Annotated in this window: 23 protein-coding genes; 8 read left to right on the top strand and 15 right to left on the bottom strand. The window is 36.9% G+C overall.

Annotated elements, in window-relative coordinates; translation table 11 throughout:
• The first annotated feature begins 351 nt into the window (after positions 1 to 351).
• A complete protein-coding gene (locus CEQ83_RS12210) occupies positions 352 to 1,200 on the top strand; it encodes a class I SAM-dependent methyltransferase (protein WP_028413237.1) in 849 nt (282 codons plus the stop codon).
• A 297-nt stretch (positions 1,201 to 1,497) separates the two neighbouring features.
• Here CEQ83_RS12210 and CEQ83_RS12215 read toward each other — a convergent pair whose 3' ends face one another.
• Positions 1,498 to 3,120: an FAD-dependent monooxygenase gene (locus CEQ83_RS12215; RefSeq protein WP_155017285.1), complete on the bottom strand. Its 1,623-nt coding sequence runs from the start codon at positions 3,118 to 3,120 to the stop codon at positions 1,498 to 1,500.
• A 580-nt stretch (positions 3,121 to 3,700) separates the two neighbouring features.
• Complete coding sequence (locus tag CEQ83_RS12220) at positions 3,701 to 4,132, bottom strand: VOC family protein (protein WP_028413235.1); 432 nt, start codon at positions 4,130 to 4,132, stop codon at positions 3,701 to 3,703.
• A gap of 756 nt (positions 4,133 to 4,888) precedes the next feature.
• On the opposite strand from CEQ83_RS12220, the gene CEQ83_RS12225 reads away from it, so the two are divergent.
• Positions 4,889 to 5,254, top strand: coding sequence for a DUF3888 domain-containing protein (locus CEQ83_RS12225; RefSeq protein WP_098999366.1), 366 nt, complete (start codon positions 4,889 to 4,891; stop codon positions 5,252 to 5,254).
• A 409-nt stretch (positions 5,255 to 5,663) separates the two neighbouring features.
• On the opposite strand, the gene CEQ83_RS27845 is transcribed toward CEQ83_RS12225, so the two are convergent.
• The 4 genes from CEQ83_RS27845 to CEQ83_RS12235 are packed head-to-tail and all read right to left on the bottom strand — an operon-like array spanning position 5,664 to position 8,037.
• Positions 5,664 to 5,963 (bottom strand): YxiF family protein, encoded by a 300-nt coding sequence (locus CEQ83_RS27845; RefSeq protein ID WP_419150228.1) that lies wholly within the window; start codon positions 5,961 to 5,963, stop codon positions 5,664 to 5,666.
• 15 nt (positions 5,964 to 5,978) lie between these two features.
• Positions 5,979 to 6,146, bottom strand: a complete 168-nt coding sequence (locus CEQ83_RS27800; RefSeq protein WP_165573968.1) for an HNH/endonuclease VII fold putative polymorphic toxin — start codon at positions 6,144 to 6,146, stop codon at positions 5,979 to 5,981.
• 12 nt (positions 6,147 to 6,158) lie between these two features.
• On the bottom strand, positions 6,159 to 6,617 hold the full coding sequence (locus CEQ83_RS12230; protein WP_028413207.1) for a GNAT family N-acetyltransferase: 459 nt from the start codon (positions 6,615 to 6,617) through the stop codon (positions 6,159 to 6,161).
• A complete protein-coding gene (locus tag CEQ83_RS12235) occupies positions 6,604 to 8,037 on the bottom strand; it encodes a class I adenylate-forming enzyme family protein (RefSeq protein WP_028413206.1) in 1,434 nt (477 codons plus the stop codon). The genes CEQ83_RS12230 and CEQ83_RS12235 overlap by 14 nt, the downstream gene beginning before the upstream one ends.
• Positions 8,038 to 8,190: 153 nt before the next feature.
• On the opposite strand from CEQ83_RS12235, the gene CEQ83_RS12240 reads away from it, so the two are divergent.
• Both CEQ83_RS12240 and CEQ83_RS12245 read left to right on the top strand, forming a co-directional pair.
• Complete coding sequence (locus CEQ83_RS12240; protein ID WP_028413205.1) at positions 8,191 to 8,748, top strand: biotin transporter BioY; 558 nt, start codon at positions 8,191 to 8,193, stop codon at positions 8,746 to 8,748.
• A 14-nt stretch (positions 8,749 to 8,762) separates the two neighbouring features.
• Positions 8,763 to 9,857 (top strand): acetyl-CoA C-acyltransferase, encoded by a 1,095-nt coding sequence (locus CEQ83_RS12245; protein WP_155017286.1) that lies wholly within the window; start codon positions 8,763 to 8,765, stop codon positions 9,855 to 9,857.
• 11 nt (positions 9,858 to 9,868) lie between these two features.
• Here the strand turns inward: CEQ83_RS12245 and CEQ83_RS12250 are convergent, their stop codons facing one another.
• The 7 genes from CEQ83_RS12250 to CEQ83_RS12275 all read right to left on the bottom strand — a co-directional run bounded on the left by CEQ83_RS12250 (position 9,869) and on the right by CEQ83_RS12275 (position 17,561).
• Complete coding sequence (locus tag CEQ83_RS12250) at positions 9,869 to 10,525, bottom strand: MtnX-like HAD-IB family phosphatase (RefSeq protein ID WP_028413203.1); 657 nt, start codon at positions 10,523 to 10,525, stop codon at positions 9,869 to 9,871.
• Between the two features lie 17 nt (positions 10,526 to 10,542).
• Positions 10,543 to 13,749, bottom strand: coding sequence for a DEAD/DEAH box helicase (locus CEQ83_RS12255; protein WP_028413202.1), 3,207 nt, complete (start codon positions 13,747 to 13,749; stop codon positions 10,543 to 10,545).
• A 132-nt stretch (positions 13,750 to 13,881) separates the two neighbouring features.
• Positions 13,882 to 14,394 (bottom strand): MFS transporter, encoded by a 513-nt coding sequence (locus tag CEQ83_RS27435; protein WP_228123053.1) that lies wholly within the window; start codon positions 14,392 to 14,394, stop codon positions 13,882 to 13,884.
• A 14-nt stretch (positions 14,395 to 14,408) separates the two neighbouring features.
• Positions 14,409 to 15,110 carry an MFS transporter gene (locus CEQ83_RS27440; RefSeq protein WP_228123054.1) on the bottom strand — a complete coding sequence of 234 codons (702 nt, stop codon included), beginning with the start codon at positions 15,108 to 15,110 and terminating at the stop codon, positions 14,409 to 14,411.
• Positions 15,110 to 15,649 (bottom strand): NADPH-dependent FMN reductase, encoded by a 540-nt coding sequence (locus CEQ83_RS12265; protein ID WP_028413200.1) that lies wholly within the window; start codon positions 15,647 to 15,649, stop codon positions 15,110 to 15,112. The genes CEQ83_RS27440 and CEQ83_RS12265 overlap by 1 nt, the downstream gene beginning before the upstream one ends.
• Positions 15,650 to 15,788: 139 nt before the next feature.
• Positions 15,789 to 16,427 carry a response regulator gene (locus tag CEQ83_RS12270; protein ID WP_028413199.1) on the bottom strand — a complete coding sequence of 213 codons (639 nt, stop codon included), beginning with the start codon at positions 16,425 to 16,427 and terminating at the stop codon, positions 15,789 to 15,791.
• Positions 16,428 to 16,442: 15 nt separating this feature from the next.
• Entirely contained in the window at positions 16,443 to 17,561 is a 1,119-nt protein-coding gene (locus CEQ83_RS12275) for a GAF domain-containing sensor histidine kinase (protein WP_028413198.1), read from the bottom strand.
• Between the two features lie 341 nt (positions 17,562 to 17,902).
• Here CEQ83_RS12275 and CEQ83_RS12280 point away from each other — a divergent pair, with 341 nt between their 5' ends.
• Both CEQ83_RS12280 and CEQ83_RS12285 read left to right on the top strand, forming a co-directional pair.
• Positions 17,903 to 18,241, top strand: a complete 339-nt coding sequence (locus CEQ83_RS12280) for a hypothetical protein (RefSeq protein WP_013057201.1) — start codon at positions 17,903 to 17,905, stop codon at positions 18,239 to 18,241.
• Between the two features lie 95 nt (positions 18,242 to 18,336).
• A complete protein-coding gene (locus tag CEQ83_RS12285) occupies positions 18,337 to 18,621 on the top strand; it encodes a hypothetical protein (protein WP_014459932.1) in 285 nt (94 codons plus the stop codon).
• Positions 18,622 to 18,665: 44 nt separating this feature from the next.
• Here CEQ83_RS12285 and CEQ83_RS12290 read toward each other — a convergent pair whose 3' ends face one another.
• Positions 18,666 to 19,223: a helix-turn-helix domain-containing protein gene (locus CEQ83_RS12290; protein WP_028413197.1), complete on the bottom strand. Its 558-nt coding sequence runs from the start codon at positions 19,221 to 19,223 to the stop codon at positions 18,666 to 18,668.
• An 85-nt stretch (positions 19,224 to 19,308) separates the two neighbouring features.
• Between CEQ83_RS12290 and CEQ83_RS12295 the strand changes: the two genes are divergently transcribed.
• Positions 19,309 to 20,286 carry a DMT family transporter gene (locus CEQ83_RS12295; protein ID WP_028413196.1) on the top strand — a complete coding sequence of 326 codons (978 nt, stop codon included), beginning with the start codon at positions 19,309 to 19,311 and terminating at the stop codon, positions 20,284 to 20,286.
• A 46-nt stretch (positions 20,287 to 20,332) separates the two neighbouring features.
• Here CEQ83_RS12295 and CEQ83_RS12300 read toward each other — a convergent pair whose 3' ends face one another.
• Positions 20,333 to 21,121, bottom strand: coding sequence for a DUF4240 domain-containing protein (locus CEQ83_RS12300; protein ID WP_028413195.1), 789 nt, complete (start codon positions 21,119 to 21,121; stop codon positions 20,333 to 20,335).
• A gap of 295 nt (positions 21,122 to 21,416) precedes the next feature.
• On the opposite strand from CEQ83_RS12300, the gene CEQ83_RS12305 reads away from it, so the two are divergent.
• Positions 21,417 to 21,845 (top strand): GNAT family N-acetyltransferase, encoded by a 429-nt coding sequence (locus CEQ83_RS12305; protein ID WP_028413194.1) that lies wholly within the window; start codon positions 21,417 to 21,419, stop codon positions 21,843 to 21,845.
• Positions 21,846 to 21,849 lie beyond the last annotated feature (4 nt).

Consider the following 21,849-nt stretch of genomic DNA (forward strand, 5'->3'; position numbering starts at 1 on the left):
ATTATTTTTATTAAAAATCATTCATTTCCTACCTCTATAATACCATATTTTTGTACTTTTTTTCAGTCTAGTATTTAAATCTTTTTTCAATAAAATACAGATTAGGATTGGTATTCATATAAAAGAAATTGGGGAAGAATTTAAAGGTAGCTAGTGAAGTAGAAGTTATAGAATTAAAAATTGAAGCACTTGGTGACCAGATTGTATTAAATCCTACATCTGAAGGGGTTTCCTATAGTAAAAGTAATATAAGATTATGCCACAAACGGTCCATTTTCTGGAATAACCCTTTAAAGGTAAAACAGTATTTGAATGTTAAAATCAAATGTAATTGCAAAAGGAGATTCATAGATGAAAGAAAACCAAATCAGTTTTACCGCGATGATGACAGCTTATATTCGAGATATTCACTCAAAATATGCAAACCACAAAATTTTCAATGACTTTTTGGCATATGAACTAGTTCCTGAAGAACAAAAAAAATTAATAGAGAAGATTATGCCAAAAGAAGCCTTAATGAATTCTACAGCCTCTATCACCCGTTCTCGATACACAGAAGATTGTTTTATGAAGGCGATTGAAACTGGTGTAGAACAGTATGTAATCTTGGGTGCTGGCTTAGATACTTTTGCATTTAGATATCCTGATTTGTTAAAGAGTCTTAATGTATTTGAACTAGATCATCCTGCGACGCAAAGCTTTAAACGTCAACGTGTCGATAAGGTGGGTTGGGGTCATCCAGAAAACCTACATTACATTTCTATTGACTTCACTCGGGAGGATATAGTAAATAAACTCAATTCATCACTAAACTATTCTGCCTTATCCAAAAGTTTTTTTAGCTGGCAAGGAGTTACAATGTATTTATCCAAAAAAGAAGTATATAAAACACTAGCTAATATACCTAAAGTAACTCCCTCTGGGAGCATGATTGTATTTGATTACTTCAGTGTAGATGAATTTGATGAGGAAACTACTTCCACTGATTTGAAAAAGAAAGAAAAAATGATGAATAAGATAGGAGAGCCAATGAAAACAGGTTTTGATCCAGCTAGTATGAAGCAAGAAATGGCAGAACTCGGATTGAATTTGCTTGAGAATTTAAGCCCGACGGATATTGAGAAACGATATATGACAGGATTAAATGTGAACTTAAAGGCGCATAAAAACGTGTACTTTGCACTAGCTGTAGTTGAATAAACTTTCATATTCTTTAATTTAGAAGTGTAATACTTTATAGAAAAATTGCTAATTTGCCGTCGATAAGAGTAAATAATAAAGGTAAATACTTTTAAATTTAATATCTAGTTAATATAACAGTTGATCAAAAGATAAGAGATACAATGTATTATCTGTCTGCAATATCTGATATTGATATTTTGTAATTTTTATGAAAGCTCACTCACAGGGCATACGTTTTAACACGTATGCCTTTTGAGGTGTTATATTCTTTAATTTTTAACTAATCTTAAGTCAGGAGCATGCGTATTAGTTTATTTACCATAGTACGCTAGTCATGACCTGCTTAAGAGTTAGATGAGGATTTGATTCGCCCTCTTTTGTACGCCATGCTACAAAACCATCTGGTCTTATTAATACAGCTCCTTGAGAGGTAACATCGTACACTGCTTCCCAGCTATCCTCATCCTCACACTCAACACAATCTCCTTGTAAACCGATCCCATAAACATTAATAGGAACACCTAAGTGAGAAGATACATTCCGGGTAGCAGTGCGCCAAAGGCTATTATCTTTTCCCGTGAATAAGACGAAATTTTCACCTATTAGATCTAAGGTAGATATACGCTTACCTTGGTACTTCAACCACATATGTGGAGCACGAGTACCTGGCCTTCCGTTTAGTTCTAATTGATCCATTCTATGCAGTGTATCGGAGTTTTCCTTGATAATTGCTGTTGAGTTATATTTATACCCTACAGTAACTGCAGTATGGTCCATACTATTGAGGGTGCTTACACCTTTCTTTATAACATTAAATAACAAATCACTGGCATATTTCGTTGTTACTTCTGCAGCATAGTGTCTTTCATTATGATAAGTTTGGAGCAATCGTGGATGAGCTTGTTTGTGTATCACTGCAGCAAGTTTCCAAGCTAAATTATGAGCATCTTGAATACCTGTATTCGAACCAAATCCTCCGGTAGGTGGCATAAGATGAGCTGCGTCTCCAATTAGAAAGACTCGACTATCTTGAAAACGAGTGGCTGTCTGTTCTGCAGCTGCCCAAGGTAAAATACTGAAGATGACAATATCAAGATTTGAAACTCCTATAGCTTTTTTTAAAATCTCACAGCATCGCTCTTCAGAAAAATCTTCTGGACTTTCTCCAGTTGAGGGATTATAGGCCACATGATAAATCCATTCATCACGATTGTTAACAGTGATGAGCGCACCAAATACTTCTGGATTTAGGATTTGAATCCAGCCAAACTGGCTAGGTTTCAGAAAGCGACTTAGATCAGCCTGAAAATAGATGTTGATATAATGTCCGCCGATCACTCCTCTTCCTGTAGTTGGAATTTTTGTATGTTGACGAATTGTGCTTTTAGCACCATCTGCCGCAATTAAATAATCACTTCGAATTTTTTCTTTCGTTCCTGTCTCTCTATTTATTATAGTTGCTGTAACTCCTAAATCGTCTTGTTGATACTCTATAAGTTCAGTATTATAGCGTATATGCCCTTTTCCCTCTTTAGCAGCTTGAAGAAGGATAGGTTCTAGTTCAATTTGATAACAAGATGCTGGCTTTGAAGGGCTCACCTTTTCAAAATTTTCTATTCTCTCTTTTTCAAGAGATTTTTGGGAATTCTCCGCAGTTTCTAATTTCTCAGGGTCTATGCTTTTGATTGTCTCTACAGCAATCCTTCCACGAATATTATCTAATGGTTTGCTAGCAGTCCGGATAGCTGCCTCCAATCCAAGTTGTCGAAATATTTCCATCGTACGAAATGTAATCCCTCCAGCTTTTGGATGGATAGCTGTACCAGTGTGTTTTTCAATCAGTAAATAATCAACGTTATGACGTGCCAAAAAGAGAGCAGAGGTAAGTCCACTAAGACCACCACCTACTATTAAAACAGGAACATGTTTGTGTATCATAGAAATTTTCCTTTCAAATTTAAATGTACCCATGGGTCTTACTGAATTCAGTAATCAAACTATAACCTAAAAAAAATGAAATTGTAGACTGTTTTTAGGTTATGTTTTATAATGATAATAGAGTACGCCCCAAATAAGGGGCGTTTTTTTCTATAACTTTTAAAAGAATATTCACTAATGTTAATGGAAACAACAAACACTTCCTGACTTTATACATGTGTTCTATTCTGTATTATCTTACTGTCTGTGTCCTTCTATTTTATACATGTTAAGTTCTCATAATGGATTTTATCGGTAGGAAATATAAAAGTAATCGTTTTCATTTTTTGCTTTCTCAAAATGATTTGATAGGTTATAATAAATGCCTACAAAAATATTAAATGATATGTAAGTAACAAGCAATTACACCCTTAATATTTAACTAAAAGAAAAATCCACCTCTCAAATTAGGTGGGTTTTTCTTCTTTAAATGTATGTGATGCACATCCTTAGTTAATATAAAACACATTCAGGAACCCAACCAAGAAAAGCTTGCAGGAGAAGAATTCTTGAGATAATAAGAATAACAGCTTTTCATTGATTACTCATTATCAGCAGGTTGTGTGGAAATTTGCCAAGTAACACCGAATTTATCTGTTACTTGGCCATATGATGGGCTCCAAAAAGTTTCTTGAAGTGGCATTCCTACTTGACCACCTTCTTTCAGTTTTTCAAATACTTCTTTTGATTTTTCTACACTGTCTATAGTGATAGCTACCGTTATTTGTGATCCAATTTGGTATGGTTGACCCGGGAATGTATCAGAAAGCATCAAATCATTATCACCAACTTTTAAGTGCGCATTCATTACACGGTCTATTGCTTCTATAGGAGTAGGGAATTCTGGATTTCCAGGCATTTCTCCGAACGTTTGAACTCCAATAACTTTTGCATCCAATGCTTTTTCGTAAAATTTAACAGCTTCTTGTCCATTACCGTTCATAACTAAATAAGGATAAATTCCTAAAACCATTAAAAACACCTCTTTTAAAATTTTAGTTAGACTTTACTAAATCACAGTTAGATGAAAAAAGAACTCACGTTTGATTTAGTCATAACTCTCACTACATATCTATACAACAAATTCATTGGGTTATCCTGCAGCGTTAGTTTATTAAGAAAAAAGATACACGTACATCTGAAAACGTAGATTTCTATGTACACCATATACAAACCTAGTTACCATAAAACAAATTCTAGGAACAAAAGTATTTTAATGTTTATCTATAATTGGTTTAATAGAAAATGTAAATATTCCAAAATAAGAAAGTGAGAACAAATGGACTTTATTTTTAATTTTATAGTTGAATTTATTAAAACAATAATTTATGGGTGGCTTGTTTTATTTGCATTTGAAAAACTGAATGTCTTTCAGTTAGAGAAGAAAACTAAATGGATATTCATACTCACCCTTTCACTCATATTAGGTATTATCTTTGCATTAATTGACCTATTATAATATGCATATCGTATACAAATTAAGTTTACATAATACCTCTTTCCGGAAGACACTCAAAAACGATGCCTTGGTGCATAAGGGCTCGTTTGCCTTTTCGTTTTACTGTTTATGCAGAATTTTATACATCGTTGATATAGCAAGATTTTTGGTGACAATGAACGTGCGTATCTTTGCATAAAATTACCCCCTCACCAGTTGCTTGTTACCATTTTGCATCGTTCGCATTCTTAATGGGGAAACTAACTAAAACAAGTATTTGGAGGACAACGGATGAAACGATTCATGGCCGTCACAACTCTTGTCCTATGCTTAACAGGAGGAATGGGCACCTATACAGAAGCTGCGCCCCAATTGTCCATCAAGCAGAAGCATACGGATTTCTATGATGCCTTTTTGATGCTTCTGAATCCCTATGCGGAGAAAGCGATTCGAACGAGATACCCTGATCGTAGTTACAGTTTGTGGAATGCAGATATTTTAAGTGTGAAGCGTGTCTCGGGTGGGTTTTCAAACTATGATTTCGTGGTGAAGGTGAAATACGATACGTTTACAGGCCCACATAACCCACCTGAAGGCCCAGTGGTTATCACATTTTCGGTGAGCACTGAAGTTAAGATTCTAAAGGTTGAAGGATAATGGATAAATAAAAAGCGTTAGAAGCGTTTCTGACGCTTTTTTCTTATATTAATTGAAGTGAATAGCAAAGGAATATGAGACTTTAACGCTTATGTTTTTAACTATCCTCAATAATTTATAATATTAAACATTAGAGAGTCCGTAAAAGTATACTTTTGCGAACTTTTGATTTATATAGAAAATCTATCATTTTCACCGTTCGTTTAAGTTTTGAGATATTATACGAACGTTCTCTAAAACACATAAAACTTTGCGAACGTTCTTGTTAGAAAAAAATGATGGATTCAAATCGAATCTTGATAGTGCGTTAGAACAAAACACCCTTAATCATGTGGAAACCAATAAGTGCAAAAAAACTGCACCTAGATTTAAAATAATCGAAGGTACAGTTTTTATTAAACATTGTAATTTAATCTTCTTTATTCAATTCCCCAATAGAAAATTGATAGAAAATTGAGTGCATTCCATACTCATCTTCACTGATGAAAATGCCAAATTTCTCATCAACATTTATAAGTATGAACCAGAAATAAGCTTCAGAATTATTAGCTTCTGTATAATATAATACACTTTCTAAGTTTTCATAAAAATCTTTTAATTTAATTATTAAATTAGGCAATTGTTCATGTTTTCTACCATTGTAAATTACAACTTTTTGATTGAGATAACCCTTTATTTTGTTTTGAAATTCTTCTAATTCAACTTTTATTCTTTTCTTAAATAGTTATCTATTGTTCTTCCCTCGCTTTTTGTATCCTGAACGATTTTCTGGGTAATGGGTGCTTCTTTGATCATATCTACCTTTTTTATAAGGATTTAACCCATCTACCACGTGAAAATGCGGACCTCTTCCATTTGCATTCCAGTACAGTAAAAAATCCGCGGATATAATCCACGGATTTTCTTACAGTTCTTTTTCCAAGCAGTTAACTTGATTATGATGCAGCGGCTTAGTGGCATACTGTGTAAAACCAAGGCGCTCCCAAAACAGCTTGGCTCTAGGATTTTGAGACAGGACACCAAGGCGTAGAACAGAAATTCCTTCTTCTTTTAGCTTGTCTTCGAATGCTAAATATGCCTGCGTTCCGAAACTGAAATTGTGATAGGCGCTATGAATAATGAAAGCTCCAATCCACGGATGATCATCGTTAGGATTTTGTTTCATGTAATCAATAACCCCTACGTATGTATCGTCGGCTTTTATAAAATAACTGTCTGTTTTTTCATTCATATATTCTTTAAAAAGCTCTTCTTCCCTCCGCTCTTTCTTGCCGTTTTCTAACACGTTATAAGCTTCGTTTGAATTGATAATCTCTGACACAATATACATCGTGTCAGCTGTAACGGGTTCAAATGAAATCATATGTCTTCCCTTCTTTCTCTGCAAAGTAGCTGTATATCGTTGCTTTGTCAATTTTACCATTTTTCATTCGCGGAAAGGACGTTAAAATTCTCCATACACGCGGGATTTTATAAGGGGATACTCGTTTTGACAGTGCTTGTCTCACATCAGAAAGAGAAATGTTCTCTAAGACAATTGCTGCACCTACGACTTCTGAACGTTCAGCATCTACTATGCTAAAGACAGCTGCTTCGCTAACGCCCGGTATTTGTAGTAGCAGCTCTTCAATTTCTTCAGCATATACTAAGCTTCCGCTGCTTTTGATTACATTTTTGTCTCTTCCTACGATGGTAATGTTTCCGTCTGGAAGCTGAACCGCAATATCATGCGATGTAACATATCCGTTAAAAAATGAGCGGTTCGTTTCTTCGCTGTCCTTAACAAATCCTTCGAATGCTTGAGTTGTTTTTACAAACAGTATTCCTTTGTCTCCTTTTTCTACTTCTTTTCCACGTTCGTTCAGGATTAAAACGTCTACACTGTCAACAGGATAGCCTACTGTATGAGGCAACGTTTCAGCTGTATCTGGTGAAAGTACCGTAACAAATCCCATTTCAGAAGATCCGTAATATTCATAAAGAGAGGAGTTAGGAAACACTTGTGAAAATTTCTTTCGAACGGAAGGCGATAATTTATTGCCTACTGAAATCACGGTCTGTGGAAGAAGTCGTTTTTCTTTCGGTCTGCTTTGTATGTATCGAAGCAAAGGAGAAATTAACGCGGGTGTAATAGACATACAGCTAGCTTCCTTGTTAAAAACAGCAGAAGGTGTAAACGCTTCTAGCATGATAGCATGCATGCCGGTGCAAAGCGCGTGCAAAACCGGATAAAGCTGGGCGGAATACGAAATATGTAAGGGGATAAGTACTTTTTCATGTTTCTGTAAAGAAAATACGTCCGACCATTCTTGAAATGATGAAGACCAAGAATGATGCGATTTTACAAATCCTTTCGGTCTCCCTGTTGACCCAGAGGTAAATCCAAATAAAAATAGATCGGACAGTGCATTCACTTGCCGTATAGGCAGGATTGGTTTTTCTTTTGTTATGTTAGTTAAAGAAGACGTTTTCCATAGCCAATTCGGGGACTGAATAGAAAAATAGGTATCCACTTCAGCCTCTGTTAGCTCATTATGTAAAAGCATCACAATTCCACCAGCTTTTAAAATCGCTAAAAATGACACAACAGCTTCTGCATTGTTTGGCATACTTAACGCAACGAGCTCTCCTTTTTCCATCCCTTTTTCTTTCAGCTGATTTTCGGCTTTGCATACATGATCCCACATTTGACCGTAGCTTAGTTTATTAACAGAATCCGATAGTGCGAGTCTGTCCGGCGTTTGTTGACACTGATTAAAAACTAGTTCTTCAATTCGATTCATTACTCCGTAAGCTCCTTTTTATTTTACTTTTAGTGTACCGTAAATACGGGTTTGAGAAAAGAAAAATGTAAACTTTAATAAAAATTAAGTTGACTAATTTAAGTTTAATAAGATACGATAGTCATGTTTTATCCTACATAGCGGAGGTTTACGATGAAAACAAAAGATATGACGTACGTTGCTTTATTCACGGCTATAATGGGAGCTCTAGGACTCGTCCCTCCTATTTTTTTATCTTTTACACCTGTTCCAATTACTCTTCAGCCTATGGGTGTTATGCTGTCGGGAGGAATTCTTGGCGCTAGATTAGGAGCTTTAAGTCAATTTCTTTTTTTATGTTTGCTAGCAGCTGGCGTTCCTTTACTTGCTGGAGGGCGCGGAGGAATTGGCGTATTTTTGAGTCCGAGTGCTGGGTATATCATTGGCTATGTGTTTGCAGCTTTCTTTATTGGCTGGACACTATCAAGGTTAAGAAATGTAACGGTTGCAAAGGCATTTGCCGTAAATGTGATATTTGGGATTGTGTTAGTATACGCATGTGGCATTCCTATACAGGCAATGCAGCTTCACATTCCATTTCTAAAATCCCTTCAGCTAAGCTTCGTTTACCTTCCAGGTGACTGTATAAAAGCAGTGGTCGCGGCGTATTTAATTACAAAAGTTCGAAAAGCAGTAGCGGTACCTGGCCGTTCGAACACGGATTCTATGTAAGGAAGTGATGACTTATCTATCAAGCAGCAATTGTAAAAGCGAAGCGTACGGTCATTGGAAAAGAAAACGGTCTACTGAAAGATTTTCATGTTCAAGAGCTAGCAGCTCCTTTATTAAAACAGCTTAGCGCTGGAATTGAACATGAAATTGATGACGTTATTTTAGGAAATGTTGTAGGTCCAGGAGGAAATGTAGCCAGGTTATCCGCTTTAGAAGCGGACCTCCCTTTTTCTATCCCGGGAATGACCATTGATCGTCAGTGCGGAGCTGGCTTAGAGGCGATTCGAATGGCCAGCTATTTGATAAAAGCAGGTGCAGGAACGTGCTATTTAGCTGGAGGCGTTGAAAGTACAAGTACTTCTCCATTTGAAAAAAGAGCACGTTTTTCTCCTGATAAAATTGGTGACCCTGACATGGGAATTGCAGCAGAAAACGTAGCTCAGCGATACAATATATCTAAAGATCAGCAGGACAGATATGCTCTTTTAAGTCATAAAAGAAGCTGGGAGGCTTTTGAAAAAAGATGGTTTGAAGAAGAAACGCTTCCTCTTCCAAACGTGATGCACGATGAAGCATTTATGAAAAAACGAAACCTAACAAAGCTGCTGCAAAAAGCCAGCCCCGTCTTTTTAAAAAATGAAGGCACCGTCACCGCAGCCAACAGCTGTGGAATTAACGACGGAGCCTGCATTGCGCTTGTGATGGAAGAGCAAAAAGCACGCGCTTTAGGCTTTCAGCCCGTTTTGCGTTTTATTGACGCTGATATTTCAGGAGTGTCACCTCTTTACCCTGCTATTGCACCAGTTTCTGCGATTAAAAATATCTTGAAGCGAAATTCTCTTACGGTAGATGATATTGATTTATTTGAAATCAATGAAGCATTTGCTGTTAAAGTTGTCGCTTGCATGCAAGAACTGGGAATATCAGAAGAAAAAGTGAATATTCACGGAGGAGCATTGACCCTAGGACACCCTTACGGAGCATCAGGAGCTATTTTAGCTACGCGTCTTTTTTATGAGAGCAAGCGCCGTGACGTGCGATATGTCATAGCAGCTTTAGGAAGCGGAGGCGGAATAGGAACAGCGGTATTATTTGAAGTCATCAAATAATACCGCTGTTTTTATGCCTTTTTTATTACATTATGTTGCATCAAATATTGCTCAATATCTTTAAATGTCTCAACCGGAACAAATGAAACGTTTTGTTCGCGCAGTAAATCTTGCAAAGAATCTTTCGCAAAGGTAACATCTGCATGTTTTGCGGGATGTGAATCCGGTTCGCTGTCTCCAGCAAAATAAATCGTTTCGTATGCCTCTTTTAGTTCTTGAATAACAACAGATTTATCAATGCCGTAGCGTTCTGAATGCCATCTGTGAGCAGGATCTAGACGCAAGTGAACGTTGTTTTGATGGAAATATCCTTCATTCGAATAAACTTCCACTTTTTCAACACCGTATTTATCTAACAGCGGTTTAATATAGTACGTTGTTCCAGCGCTTAAAATATAAAAATCCCCGCCGTTTTTCTGAACAGCTTTAATAAAAGCGGGCACGTATTTATCAATTGGAATATTCGCTACTTCTTCTAAAATTTTCGGTTCTTCTTGGTGAATGGATTGAAAAACAGTAGATAAAAAATCAATATCTTTCATTTCTCCTGCTTTCCACCGGCGGAAAAGCTCTTCACCTTCTGGAAAATACTTTTCAATCACAATCCAGTAAAAATCTTTTTTTGAAATCGTTCCATCAAAATCTGATACAAACGCCCATTTTTTCATTCCTCACACATCCTTTGCTACATACTAAGCAGTTCTCGGAGCTCTTCTTCTGTCAAACTAGAAAGCATTGTTTCTCCCGGTTGAATAACCTGTTCGATGAGTTCTTTTTTCTTTTGCTGCAAGGCGTAAATTTTTTCTTCGATGGTTCCTTGAGAAATAAGCTTGATGACCTGCACAACATTTTTTTGTCCAATGCGGTGTGCACGGCCTGCCGCTTGTTCTTCAATCGCGGGGTTCCACCATAAGTCGTATAAAATAACCGTATCGGCTCCCGTTAAATTTAAACCCGTGCCTCCGGCTTTTAATGAAATTAAGAAAATGTCTTGTTCTCCATTATTAAACCGATCCGCCATTTCCACTCGTTCTTTTGATGGCGTTTGACCGTCTAAATAAAAGTATGAGAGATTTTCTTTTTGAAGCTCTTCTCGAATAATATGAAGCATGCTTGTAAACTGAGAAAAGATTAACAAGCGTTTTCCGTTGGCAACCGCATTTCTTGTAATCTCAAGCAGCTGCTCTAATTTGCTTGAATACCCTTCGTAATTTTCAACGAATAAAGACGGATGACAGCAAATCTGGCGAAGTCTTGTTAATCCCGCCAAGATCTTCATTCGGTTTTTATTAAAATCTTCACCGGCTAAAGATGATTTTAACTGCTCTAAATAGCCTACATACAACTCTTTTTGTTCTTTAGTTAGCTCAGATAAATGAGTGGTTTCAATTTTATCAGGCAGTTCTTTTAACACATCTTTTTTTACTCGTCGCAGTAAAAATGGTCTTACAATTCGGCTGACCTGCTCCGATGACATGTTTTTAAATTGGCGAAGCCCTGGAAATAAACCCGGAAGAATAGTCTGGAAAATTGACCAAAGCTCGTCAAGTGAGTTTTCAATAGGCGTACCGCTCAGCGCAAAACGTTTTTTAGCTGAAATAGTCCTAACAGCTACTGCTGTCTTTGTTGTATGATTTTTAATACTCTGAGCCTCATCTAGAATTAAAGCATGAAAATGAAGGTGCTGATACAAATCAATATCTTGACGCAGCGTTGGATAAGATGTAATCCATACGTCAGCTGTGCGTTTTAGCTTCTCCTCACGCTCACTCGGCGTTCCTGTAATGGTTTGAACCGTTAAATTCGGTGCAAATCTCTCCAATTCGTTGCGCCAGTTATAAATCAAGGAAGCCGGCACAACAATTAAAAAGGCATTGCTGTCTTCATCAAGCTCTTTTTCAGATAAGATATAGGCAATGCTTTGAAGCGTTTTTCCAAGCCCCATATCATCAGCCAGTACGCCTCCTAAAGAGTAGTGAGACAGAGATTTAAACCACTTAAATCCATTACGCTGATAATCACGCAGGGATGCCTGTAAGGATTCCGGTACTTCCCAATCCATTTCCTCTGGAGATTTGAGCTGTGTAAGTAATGTTTTAAATGCTGAGCCAAACTTAGCCGCTGATTTATCACCTGCACTCATAATTTCTTCCACTTGCATTCCTCTGTATAAAGGTACTTGCAATGAGTTATCCTTTAAATCTTTTTCCGTTACGTTCAGCTCCCGAAACAGATTTTGAATATGTTCAAAGCCCTCATTTTCAAGGGGGATAAACGCACCGTTATCTAGACGATGATAGCTTTTCTTTTCTAAGACAGATTTTAAAACATCTTGAACGGTCTGATGATCAATGTCTCCTAAATCAAAATTAATTTCTAATAGCCCATTGCTATTTTGAATGTCAACCGTTGTTACTGGCGCAGAAAAATCCGTATAAGCATAATCTTTCATCTCATCCGTAATATACACATCCGCTATTTCATCAAGATTTGGAACAATATGAAACAAAAATTCATATAGAGAGTATTCGTCTTGATTTAAGTACAGCTGGTTTTTATAAATATTTAAAGGAGCCGTTTCAATTAAGTCCATAACGCGGTCTTCTTTTTCTAAATCTCGTATCAAGATTTTATCGTGTTTTTCAGACTGGGGTGAAAATGGATTAATCGAAATCTCTCCGTAGTTGTACCGAAGCGTCACAAACAGCTGTTCATCCTCACGGTCAATAAATACTTTTGCTTTTAGTTCAGGTGCAATAATTTGATGGGATACTTCTTTTGCGATATCCACTTTCCCCACTTTTTTCAGTCCCGGAACGACGTGAGATAAAAAATTGCCCATCTGCTCTTCTGCTATAGGTACGACTGGCTTCAAAGGAGCCGTTTTCCGAAGGCCTTCAAGAAGCATACGCTGATCTTGAGATAGCTCATAAAACGTCCCTTTTAAAAATAGCCAACCGTATCGATCAAAAAATGAAGCTTGATGAAGTTCCGTAAAGTCTAGCTCAAATCCAGCTGCCGAGTGCTTATTTATTTGAAATGAAAAAGGAGCTGAACTTTCAGCAAAGATAATATTTTTATATGAATGCTCTTCATGAATAAATGTAAAGTTCCGATCTTTAAGGAGTTGAAATAACTCTTTGGCTACGATAGATGGAACGATTAGTTCTCTGTTATTTGCGGACGAACGATACATAGAATAGGAATTTTTATAAAACGATTCATTCGTCATAATATCCATCAGCAGCTCAATGATTTTCTTATCTTCTTCTATAAAAAAATGTTCTGCAGGATCATATTCGAAGCGCTTGGTAAATTCGTGAGTTTGGAATTCTTTAGCGTCTGTTAAAAATTCTTGAATGTTTTTTACTACATACGTCCGGTCGACGCCTACTTTCATTTCAAGCGCTACGTACATTCCTTCTGAACGTAAAAATTCTTCTGAGTAAGACTTGCAAATAAATTCTACTTTCAACGGATCTTTATCTGCATATTTCTTATGGTCGCTTATGGTTTGCTGATAGCTCGAAAATAAGTCGATAAAATGATTTACATTTTCGTATTCTTTGCTTTGGCGAAAAGGCTTTGTTTTAATTGGCTGCGGCTTTGCGCGCTCATCGCAAATGGTTAATAAAACAGCTACTTCGTGTTTGCATTCTGAAAACTCGTGATAAGCAGGACAATCGCAGAATGAATAAAAAGAATTTCCTTTTTGTTCAACCATTACCGTATACATTTCTGCACCTCGAACGGATGCTGTCCACGTAGTGGTCTGTTCATTGTATTCCAAATCAAGCACACGCCCCTGCTTGTAATACGTGTGTCCTCTATAGTACGTTCTGCTTGAGTACGAATCTTTTAATTGTTCTTTGTTTAATGTTTTATTTATCATCGCTTCACAATCTTCCAATCGCATAACAGTCAATGCTGTTGCTGTTTAATTTCTATTCAGAACAAATAATGTCCAACGTCATAAACGTTGAACATTATTTGTCAATTCTTCTATTATAACATGCAACAGACATTATAAAACACTCTTAAGCAGTGCAGACTGTTTTCGCTGTTTTCTTTTGTAAAGTATCCAGCCTGCTCCGGCGGTTGATAATAAAAGCAGGCTAAGTCCTAAAAAAGCAAGTCCTATACGATCATTAGCCGTAACGTACGTAAAGAAAAAAATCAATAAAATACGAATCCCTAACGTGATAAAGCGAAAACAGCTGTCGACTCTTCCCACGATAATATTCGGTATTTTTTGCATCATAAACGTATTTCGAGCTACTCTTGTACCTGCATTTGCAAAAGCAAGAAGAAACACAATAGAAAAGTAAACGGGCAGAAGCTTCATAAAGAAGATGATCGATATTCCAAGTGCAAAAAGGCTTATATTAAGCATAATGGCTAGTTCAGTGCCTGTTCTTTTCATAATAGATACAATCAATATCCCTGCCGTTAACGCCCCGAAACCATATACAGCACTTTCAATCCCGTATGCTGCTGGACTTGCGTTCAATTCTTGAGTCAGATAAATAGGAAACAAATAGTTCGTCATCATCACAGCAATGAAAGGCATAAAAGAAAGCAGTAAAAAAGCAGTAAAAAAAGAGATACCGAGCGATTTTCTTTTATGAATGCTAATCCCTCTTTCATCGCAGTGTGTTTTTTATCGCTTCTTTCACTACTTCGTTTATATGGAATACTCAATAGAAAAAGGAATGCAGCTATATACGTAGCTGCATCTACTGTTAAAATCCATTGAAGCGACCACCGGGTAATGACTAGACTCGCTGCAGCCCCTGCCAGCATACTCGATAGCTGGCCTTGTATTTCCATAATACTGTTTAATGATTGAAACACATCTTTTGAAAAAACTTCTTGATTTAACGCAAAAATCGTTGGATAAAAAAACGTGTAGTAAAGGTTTCCGGTTCCGTACAAAATGATGTAGTGAATCGTTGAATAGTCTGTCATAAAACCAAGGACCACAAATAGTATAACCGTGGTAAAACCGATAAGTTCTACTGTTAGCAATATTTTTTTTCGTGACATTCGATCAATAAGAACGCCGATATACGGAGTAGCAACAAAGCTAATCACCGTCATAATCAGCATAATCGTGCCAAATAGTCTATTTCCGTTTGGAGATGCAACTAATAGTAAAGGAATGGCAAGCATCGTAATACCGGAACCAATAGAGGATAAAACATTCGCAGCAACTACGGCTTGAAAGCGACGGTCCTTATAAAGCGCCTTCATCAAACATTTTGCTTAGCTTCTAAAATTTGCTTAGACACTTGTGTATACAGAGTCAGCTCATTAACTAATTCATGAATTCCGTCAACGGCGTTTTTTCGTAAAGTTCCTTTTTCCACGATGTCTGCAGGGTCTAATACCAATTGCTTAGATAGAACATTCGCATACAAAGCGCGTGTAACGGTTCTAAGGTTGTTTAAAGCATTGATACCTCCTTTTCCTCCTCCTGATACGGCTACAAGTGCGACGGGCTTATGTGCAAAATACGCACTGTTTAAAAAGTCAAACGCGTTTTTTAATGCTCCGCTCATAGCGCCGTGGTACTCAGGCGTCGCAAGTAAGATACCATCCGCTTTTTCTATTGCTTCAGTCAGCACTTTCACTTCTTCTATTTCATACTGATGAGGTTCACCGGTGAATATAGGAAGTGATAATTGACTTAAATCTAGAAAAGAACTTTGATAGCTTTTGTGAAGTTCTCTCGTTACTTGTGTTGTTCGGCCTGTTTCTCTAGGACTTCCGTTAATAATAAGTATATTCATATTTATCTACCCCTCTGTCGTTTGGTTATATGTATAGTATAGGGATGATTGAACTTTTTTTCGTCATGCTATTGATAGAAAGAAAGCTACCAATATAGACTGAGGTGAACAGAGAAAAACCTACAACTAAAGTCGTAGGTTAGGAAATTCCATGCTGAACAGCATATAGAGCAGCTTGCGTGCGGTCTTGAACCCCAAGCTTCGATAAAATATTAGACACATGTGTTTTTACTGTTTTTTCTGTAATATGTAAGGCAGCACCAATTTCTTTGTTGCTTTTGCCTTTTGCAATTTCTTTTAATACGTCTTTTTCTCGTTTTGTTAAGTGATCAATAAAATTGACTTTCTTTTCTCTGCTTTTGGTTAACCGTGTTAGCAAGTGCGTAGTGACTTTGGGATGAAGCTGATTTTCTCCATTCATTAGCTTTCGAATAGCCGTTACAAGTTCATCTGGATCGCTTTCTTTTAGCTGATAGCCTGAAGCTCCTGCTTCTAATGCCGGTATCACGTGATCTTGATCTGAAAAGCTTGTTAGAATCATGACTTGTATATGCGGTGCTTGTTTTTTTAGTTCTTTTGTTGCTTCGATTCCATCGAGAACCGGCATCGATAAATCCATTAACACAATATGAGGCTCTAGAGATGTCGCTAACTTTATAGCTTCTTCCCCGTTAGAAGCTTCTCCTACAACTTCTAAATCAGGCTGCGTTTGTAAGAAAAAGACAAGTCCTTTTCGGACAACGTGGTGATCATCTGCAATTAAAATCTTTATTTTCATGTGCGCTCCTTTCCGTTATGAAAGAGGAATAGATACTTCCACAATCGTTCCGTTTCCTATGCTGCTTGTAACAGATAGTTTTCCATTTAATCTTTTTATTCGCTCGTGCATAGTTTTTAGCCCAAGCGTCGGCAATTCTGCTGAAGGGCTATACATAAATCCATTGCCGCTATCCCGGACTTTCATAATTACTTGGTCTTTGCTTATATTTACGTTTAGATGTACCTCTGCCGTACCCGCATGCTTTCGGCAATTATTAAAAGCTTCTTGTCCGACTCTCCACAGTGTCTCTTCAATCACAGCAGGCAAAACGGACACTCCTTTAATTTGTTCTTTTACGTTAAGCCCTAGCATTTGACCATAGCTTTTTAACGCACTGACAATGCCGTTTTCTAATCCTTGAGGACGAAGCTGCCAAATTAAAGCTTTCATTTCCACTTGAGCATGCTGAGCGGTTTCTTGGATTAAGGAAAAAGTCTCTTTTAACTGCACATCTTTTGCTAAGCTGCTTCCGGCTTTGGCTGTGACATTAATTGAAAACAACAGCTGATTAACAGAATCGTGAAGATCTTTTGCCAGCCTGTTTCTTTCTTCAATAAGTTTTACTTCCTGCTGAGATTGAGTCAGCTTAATCCGCTTGATAGCCGTGCCAATTTGAAGAGCGACGGATCCTAATAAATCAAGCTCTCGCTGTTCAAAATGAATTTTATGAGGGGCAGCTACATTTAATAATCCAAAGCGTTCATCCCCTGCTTGTAAAGGAACCGTTGCATGATGAGTAATGTCATGTGTATCTCCCCACTCATGAATGACGGAATCTTCAAGTCTCTTACACTCCATAATATTAGACGCTTTTTGAAGCCGGCCATCCATATACCGGTCAACACACCAGCAGCTTCCATTACACATAGGCTGAGCGGTTTTATTTAATAAAGCTGGCGGCAAATGCTGAGCGGCAATCATCTCATGCTTTCCATTTTCATCAATAAAAAAGATCCATCCTGTTTGTAAATCTGTGATTTGCAGCAGTTTTAAAAGAGCATCGTGAAGCATGGTATGTAAATTAGTGCCTTCATTTAAAATCTCGGCAATGTCTTTTAAAATCTTCAGCTCTGAAATATGATCTTTTTCCATAGCCTCTCTCCTATATTATATGATGTATTTTCCATTTTTTATTTTATCACAATTAAAGCTGGTTCCGACTCACAGAACGTTATTTTTAAAGCATTTCCGCTTAGATATGTAAGACCTTTTAACATCAATAATAAAATTTTCAAAAAGTATGTCAGGTAGTTTAACAATTAGCTAGAGTCTTTACGTAAAACGAACTATACTACAGATAATTCAAGTAAGAACAGAAAAAATGAAGGGAAATGAGAAGAAAAAAATATTAAAATTAATCCATTGAAAACGCTTCCAAATATGAAGGCATAGTGCTATTATATAATTATTAACAGAATAGGGATGTGAGAAAGATGAATAAATTATTTTTAGAAGAGTTACGATACATTATCTTGTGTGAAGTGCCTATGACAAAGTACCGAGTAGAGCAGCTTCAAGACAAATTTGATCAAAGCCCATACTTAATTAATGAACTTTATCAACTCCTATTCGAAAAGCGTCACATTTTAGCTTTTGTTGATGATATCGAATCATCCCTGTATGACTATATTGTAAATAAAGAAATGATGGATGCTAAAACGTATTACGGAGCTATTGCACATGTAGCAAATCTCTTCGGCGAAACGCCTACATATATAAAATGCAAAATAAAAAAATATAGACAGTCTTCGATTTCAAGTATCAGCGCCTAAAAGGTGCGCACAGCTGATTCAAATAAAAAGCAAAAAAGAAATCCTAGCACAAGGGTTTCTTTTTTGTACCACTAACATATAGGGAGGAAAATAAGATGAAGACATTTTTTATCACAAATCGCTATTCGTTTCTCGAAAAGCAAGTAGATGAATACATGCAATCTTTACTGGTGAAAACGCCTGAGCAAGTTATTTTATATTTCGAAAGACAAATTCGAAAGTATAAAGGGTACTTACAGAAGAAACATCATTATCCAGAGTGTATGGTTCAATCCATCCACCGTTTGATTGAAGAATATTCCTTAATTATCATTAGAGTAAAAAAATATATTAGCTATCAAAACAAGCTGATGAATAAACAGCTATTAGAGCCGCAGTAAAACGAATCATTTTTTATGGTTCGTTTTACTGCGGCTCTGCCGTTTTACTCCTCATATTTTAGCAGTAAATGCAGAACAGCGGGACGTTCTTCAAGATTTTTGTATGAGTGTACATGACTTCCTTCAAATTTTATAGAGTCAAATTGTTTTAGCTCGTATAGCTCTTCTTCTATTTTCATTTCGATTCTTCCTTCCATTACCGTTGCTACTTCAATTAATCCTTTGTGATGCGGTTCAGGACGGTATGTAGCGAGAGGCGCAAGAAAGGCTCGGTACATTTCAATCGTCGAATCCATTTGGTTTTGAAACATAAATTCAATTTTCCAAGCTTCATCTGGCCCTTTGAGAGAAAATCCTTCTCCGCACTTAGATAGGGATACTGAAGGCTCCACTGATACTAATTTGGTTAAAGGAATATTTAAACCTGTGGTTATTTTCCACATCACCCCTAAAGTGGGATTGGTCTCTCCTCTTTCAATTTTTCCTAATGTAAGTTTACTGACTCCTGTCTTTTCAGCTAGTTCATCCAGAGTCAAATGATTTTGCACCCTGATTTTTCGTAATTCACTGCCTACTTTTCTAATCATCTCTTCTGTGTGCATTTCTTCCTTCCTTTCTTTTGTATATTATGATAAACTTTTTTAAGTGATTAACATATTATAATATATTTAATAAGGAGGGTAAACAATGAAAGCAATAATATGGGGACTATTATCTTCCATGTTCTTTTCGGCTACGTTTATTGTTAACCGAGCAATGAATGTATCTGGAACGAGTTGGGCATGGACTGCATCCCTCCGCTTTTTATTCGCTATTCCTATTTTACTCATTTTAGTGCTGCTGCAAAAGAAATTTATGCCTCTATGGCAGGAAATGAAAAAACACCCTTGGGCTTGGCTTGGCTGGGGAACACTTGCAGGAGTAGGTTTTTATTCTCTCTTAAGTTTTTCCTCGCTTTTCGGACCATCGTGGCTGGTGGCGGGAACGTGGCAAGTGACCATTCTAGCAGGAGCTCTTCTTTCGCCCTTGTTTTTTATAAAGGTTCAAACTGCGGAAGGATATAAAAAAGTGAGAGGGAAAATCCCGCTAAAAACGCTTAGTGTTTCAGCGTTTATTTTAGTAGGCGTTATTCTTATGCAGGTGAAAGAAGCAGAAAATATTACGCCTATGCAGTTTATCTTAGGGTTTCTACCTGTGGTTGTCGCTGCTTTTTTATACCCGCTTGGAAATCGTAAAATGATGGAAATATGCAGCGGGAAGCTCGATACGTTTCAACGCGTTTTAGGAATGGCATTAGCAAGTATTCCGTTAAGTATTATTTACGCCATATACGGCTTCTTTACTACAGGTATCCCAAGTTCTCCCCAATTTTCTCAAGCCTTCATCTTGGCAATGAGTTCAGGTGTAATTGCTACGATGACGTTCTTTTACGCAACAGACTTGGCAAAAGAAAATTTAGGTTTGCTTGGAGCGGTTGAAGCAACTCAATCAGGCAGCATGATTTTTACCGTGCTTGGCGAAGTGTTTTTATTAAATGGACGTATGCCAACAGGGATTGCGTTAGCTGGTATGACGATAATCGTAATTGGAATGATTATGAACAGTATGCTAAACAAAAAAACAAAACTGTCTTCGGCCGCCCCGTCACGTACTCTATCAAAATAAAAAAAGAGGAGATGAAAATCTGTTTAAAGGTTTTCATCTCCTCTTTTTAATATTCGAGATGATTGTTCCAATAGCGGCTCCAAAGCACAGGGAATCGCATCTGTAAACCATCCTCATCATCTTCATCCCAATCAAGATCCAATTCTTGCTCATCGTACCACACTGGATCAAACTGGTCATATTTATCATAATAATAGTCGTTATCTAAACCTGTCTTTTCTTCGTAAGCTTCACACGCTACAGAAAGTAATTCTTCTAATTGAGGAGCATAGCCTTCTGCTTCTAATGGTTTAAGTACAGAAATCATCGTCTCAGGAGATTCAACCGCTTTATAATATATGTCTTTTCCCTGATATAAAAGCCACGCTCTAAAATAATCAAAACAATCATCTGAACAACCGCCCATTACAATATAAGCTGCTGCCCACAATGAAGAAGTATAGGATTGATCAAAATGCTGATTTAGTAGCTGATCAAAGCGAAAAATGTCCTTTTCAGAACGCTTCGCTAGCGTGGAGCGGAGCCATTCCATTTGCTCATCGACATCTAATTTTGTCTTCGCCTTTTTTATCAGTTCCCAAAAGAGAGACTCTGACATCGTGCTGTCTTTCATTACTTGCATCGAACAAGTTAAAGGCTTATATCCTTTCTTCAATTTTGCACGAATCAGCTTTTCAGCTTCTGCTTCACAAGCCTCTGCGGAAGCAAACTCTTTCACTTGCATGCGACCGGCTGTATCAACTTTTCCAAAGTGAATGATTAACTTGCTGTCTCTTCTTTCAACTTTCCAAAATTTATTCGATTGCTCATCTTTATACACTAAGGTTATTTGCATGATACATTCCCCTTTTTCATCCCACTACTATTGTGAATAGTTCTCTTTTTACAATTTATGTAGATTCACAGCGCTTCATAATCCATTTTCTTTGCTTTTTTAACATGTTTCAGTTGATCTTACTATTGCTGAGGTCGTTTAAACAGTGAGTAATGACCACAAATTTGTGTAAAATGTTCATTGGTTGCTTTTTGTTGCATTTACAACATTTTATTTTTCCTTTATACTCTTTTTATATCACGTATTTTTATTATACAAAAAAGAAGCCTAAATTCGTAGAAAAGGAAGGATTTTAATGAAAATTAAGCATGTTACAACAAAAGAGCAGCTTGAAGAAGTATTCCATATACGTAAAACAGTGTTTGTTGAAGAACAAGGAGTGCCGTTAGAAGACGAATTTGATGAACATGAGGAAACGGCAAAACATATGTTAATTTATTATAACAACGAACCAGCTGCTTCTGGCAGATTCCGCATAGTAGACGATTACGCCAAAATAGAGCGAATATGCGTATTAAAGGAATTTAGAAAATACGGGCTCGGAAAAGAAGTGGTGACCAGCTTAGAAGAAGCAGCGAAAAAAGAAGGCTTAACTCAATCTAAGCTTCACGGTCAAGTTCAAGCTGAACCTTTTTATCATAAATTAGGGTATAAGACTGCTTCTGATGTCTTTATGGAAGACGGTATTCCACACGTTATTATGAAAAAAGAGTTTACGTGTTAAAAAG

The sequence above is a fragment of the Priestia megaterium genome (assembly GCF_009497655.1).
Lineage (GTDB): Bacteria > Bacillota > Bacilli > Bacillales > Bacillaceae_H > Priestia > Priestia zanthoxyli.

Bases quoted from the DNA above. Each gene is read 5' to 3' on its own strand.
- CEQ83_RS12210 (WP_028413237.1), top strand. From the start codon at position 352: ATGAAAGAAAACCAAATCAGTTTTACCGCGATGATGACAGCTTATATT.
- CEQ83_RS12215 (WP_155017285.1), bottom strand. From the start codon at position 3,120: ATGATACACAAACATGTTCCTGTTTTAATAGTAGGTGGTGGTCTTAGT.
- CEQ83_RS12220 (WP_028413235.1), bottom strand. From the start codon at position 4,132: ATGGTTTTAGGAATTTATCCTTATTTAGTTATGAACGGTAATGGACAA.
- CEQ83_RS12225 (WP_098999366.1), top strand. From the start codon at position 4,889: ATGAAACGATTCATGGCCGTCACAACTCTTGTCCTATGCTTAACAGGA.
- CEQ83_RS12230 (WP_028413207.1), bottom strand. From the start codon at position 6,617: ATGATTTCATTTGAACCCGTTACAGCTGACACGATGTATATTGTGTCA.
- CEQ83_RS12235 (WP_028413206.1), bottom strand. From the start codon at position 8,037: ATGAATCGAATTGAAGAACTAGTTTTTAATCAGTGTCAACAAACGCCG.
- CEQ83_RS12240 (WP_028413205.1), top strand. From the start codon at position 8,191: ATGAAAACAAAAGATATGACGTACGTTGCTTTATTCACGGCTATAATG.
- CEQ83_RS12250 (WP_028413203.1), bottom strand. From the start codon at position 10,525: ATGAAAAAATGGGCGTTTGTATCAGATTTTGATGGAACGATTTCAAAA.
- CEQ83_RS12255 (WP_028413202.1), bottom strand. From the start codon at position 13,749: ATGATAAATAAAACATTAAACAAAGAACAATTAAAAGATTCGTACTCA.
- CEQ83_RS27440 (WP_228123054.1), bottom strand. From the start codon at position 15,110: ATGAAGGCGCTTTATAAGGACCGTCGCTTTCAAGCCGTAGTTGCTGCG.
- CEQ83_RS12265 (WP_028413200.1), bottom strand. From the start codon at position 15,649: ATGAATATACTTATTATTAACGGAAGTCCTAGAGAAACAGGCCGAACA.
- CEQ83_RS12270 (WP_028413199.1), bottom strand. From the start codon at position 16,427: ATGAAAATAAAGATTTTAATTGCAGATGATCACCACGTTGTCCGAAAA.
- CEQ83_RS12275 (WP_028413198.1), bottom strand. From the start codon at position 17,561: ATGGAAAAAGATCATATTTCAGAGCTGAAGATTTTAAAAGACATTGCC.
- CEQ83_RS12280 (WP_013057201.1), top strand. From the start codon at position 17,903: ATGAATAAATTATTTTTAGAAGAGTTACGATACATTATCTTGTGTGAA.
- CEQ83_RS12285 (WP_014459932.1), top strand. From the start codon at position 18,337: ATGAAGACATTTTTTATCACAAATCGCTATTCGTTTCTCGAAAAGCAA.
- CEQ83_RS12290 (WP_028413197.1), bottom strand. From the start codon at position 19,223: ATGCACACAGAAGAGATGATTAGAAAAGTAGGCAGTGAATTACGAAAA.
- CEQ83_RS12295 (WP_028413196.1), top strand. From the start codon at position 19,309: ATGAAAGCAATAATATGGGGACTATTATCTTCCATGTTCTTTTCGGCT.
- CEQ83_RS12300 (WP_028413195.1), bottom strand. From the start codon at position 21,121: ATGCAAATAACCTTAGTGTATAAAGATGAGCAATCGAATAAATTTTGG.
- CEQ83_RS12305 (WP_028413194.1), top strand. From the start codon at position 21,417: ATGAAAATTAAGCATGTTACAACAAAAGAGCAGCTTGAAGAAGTATTC.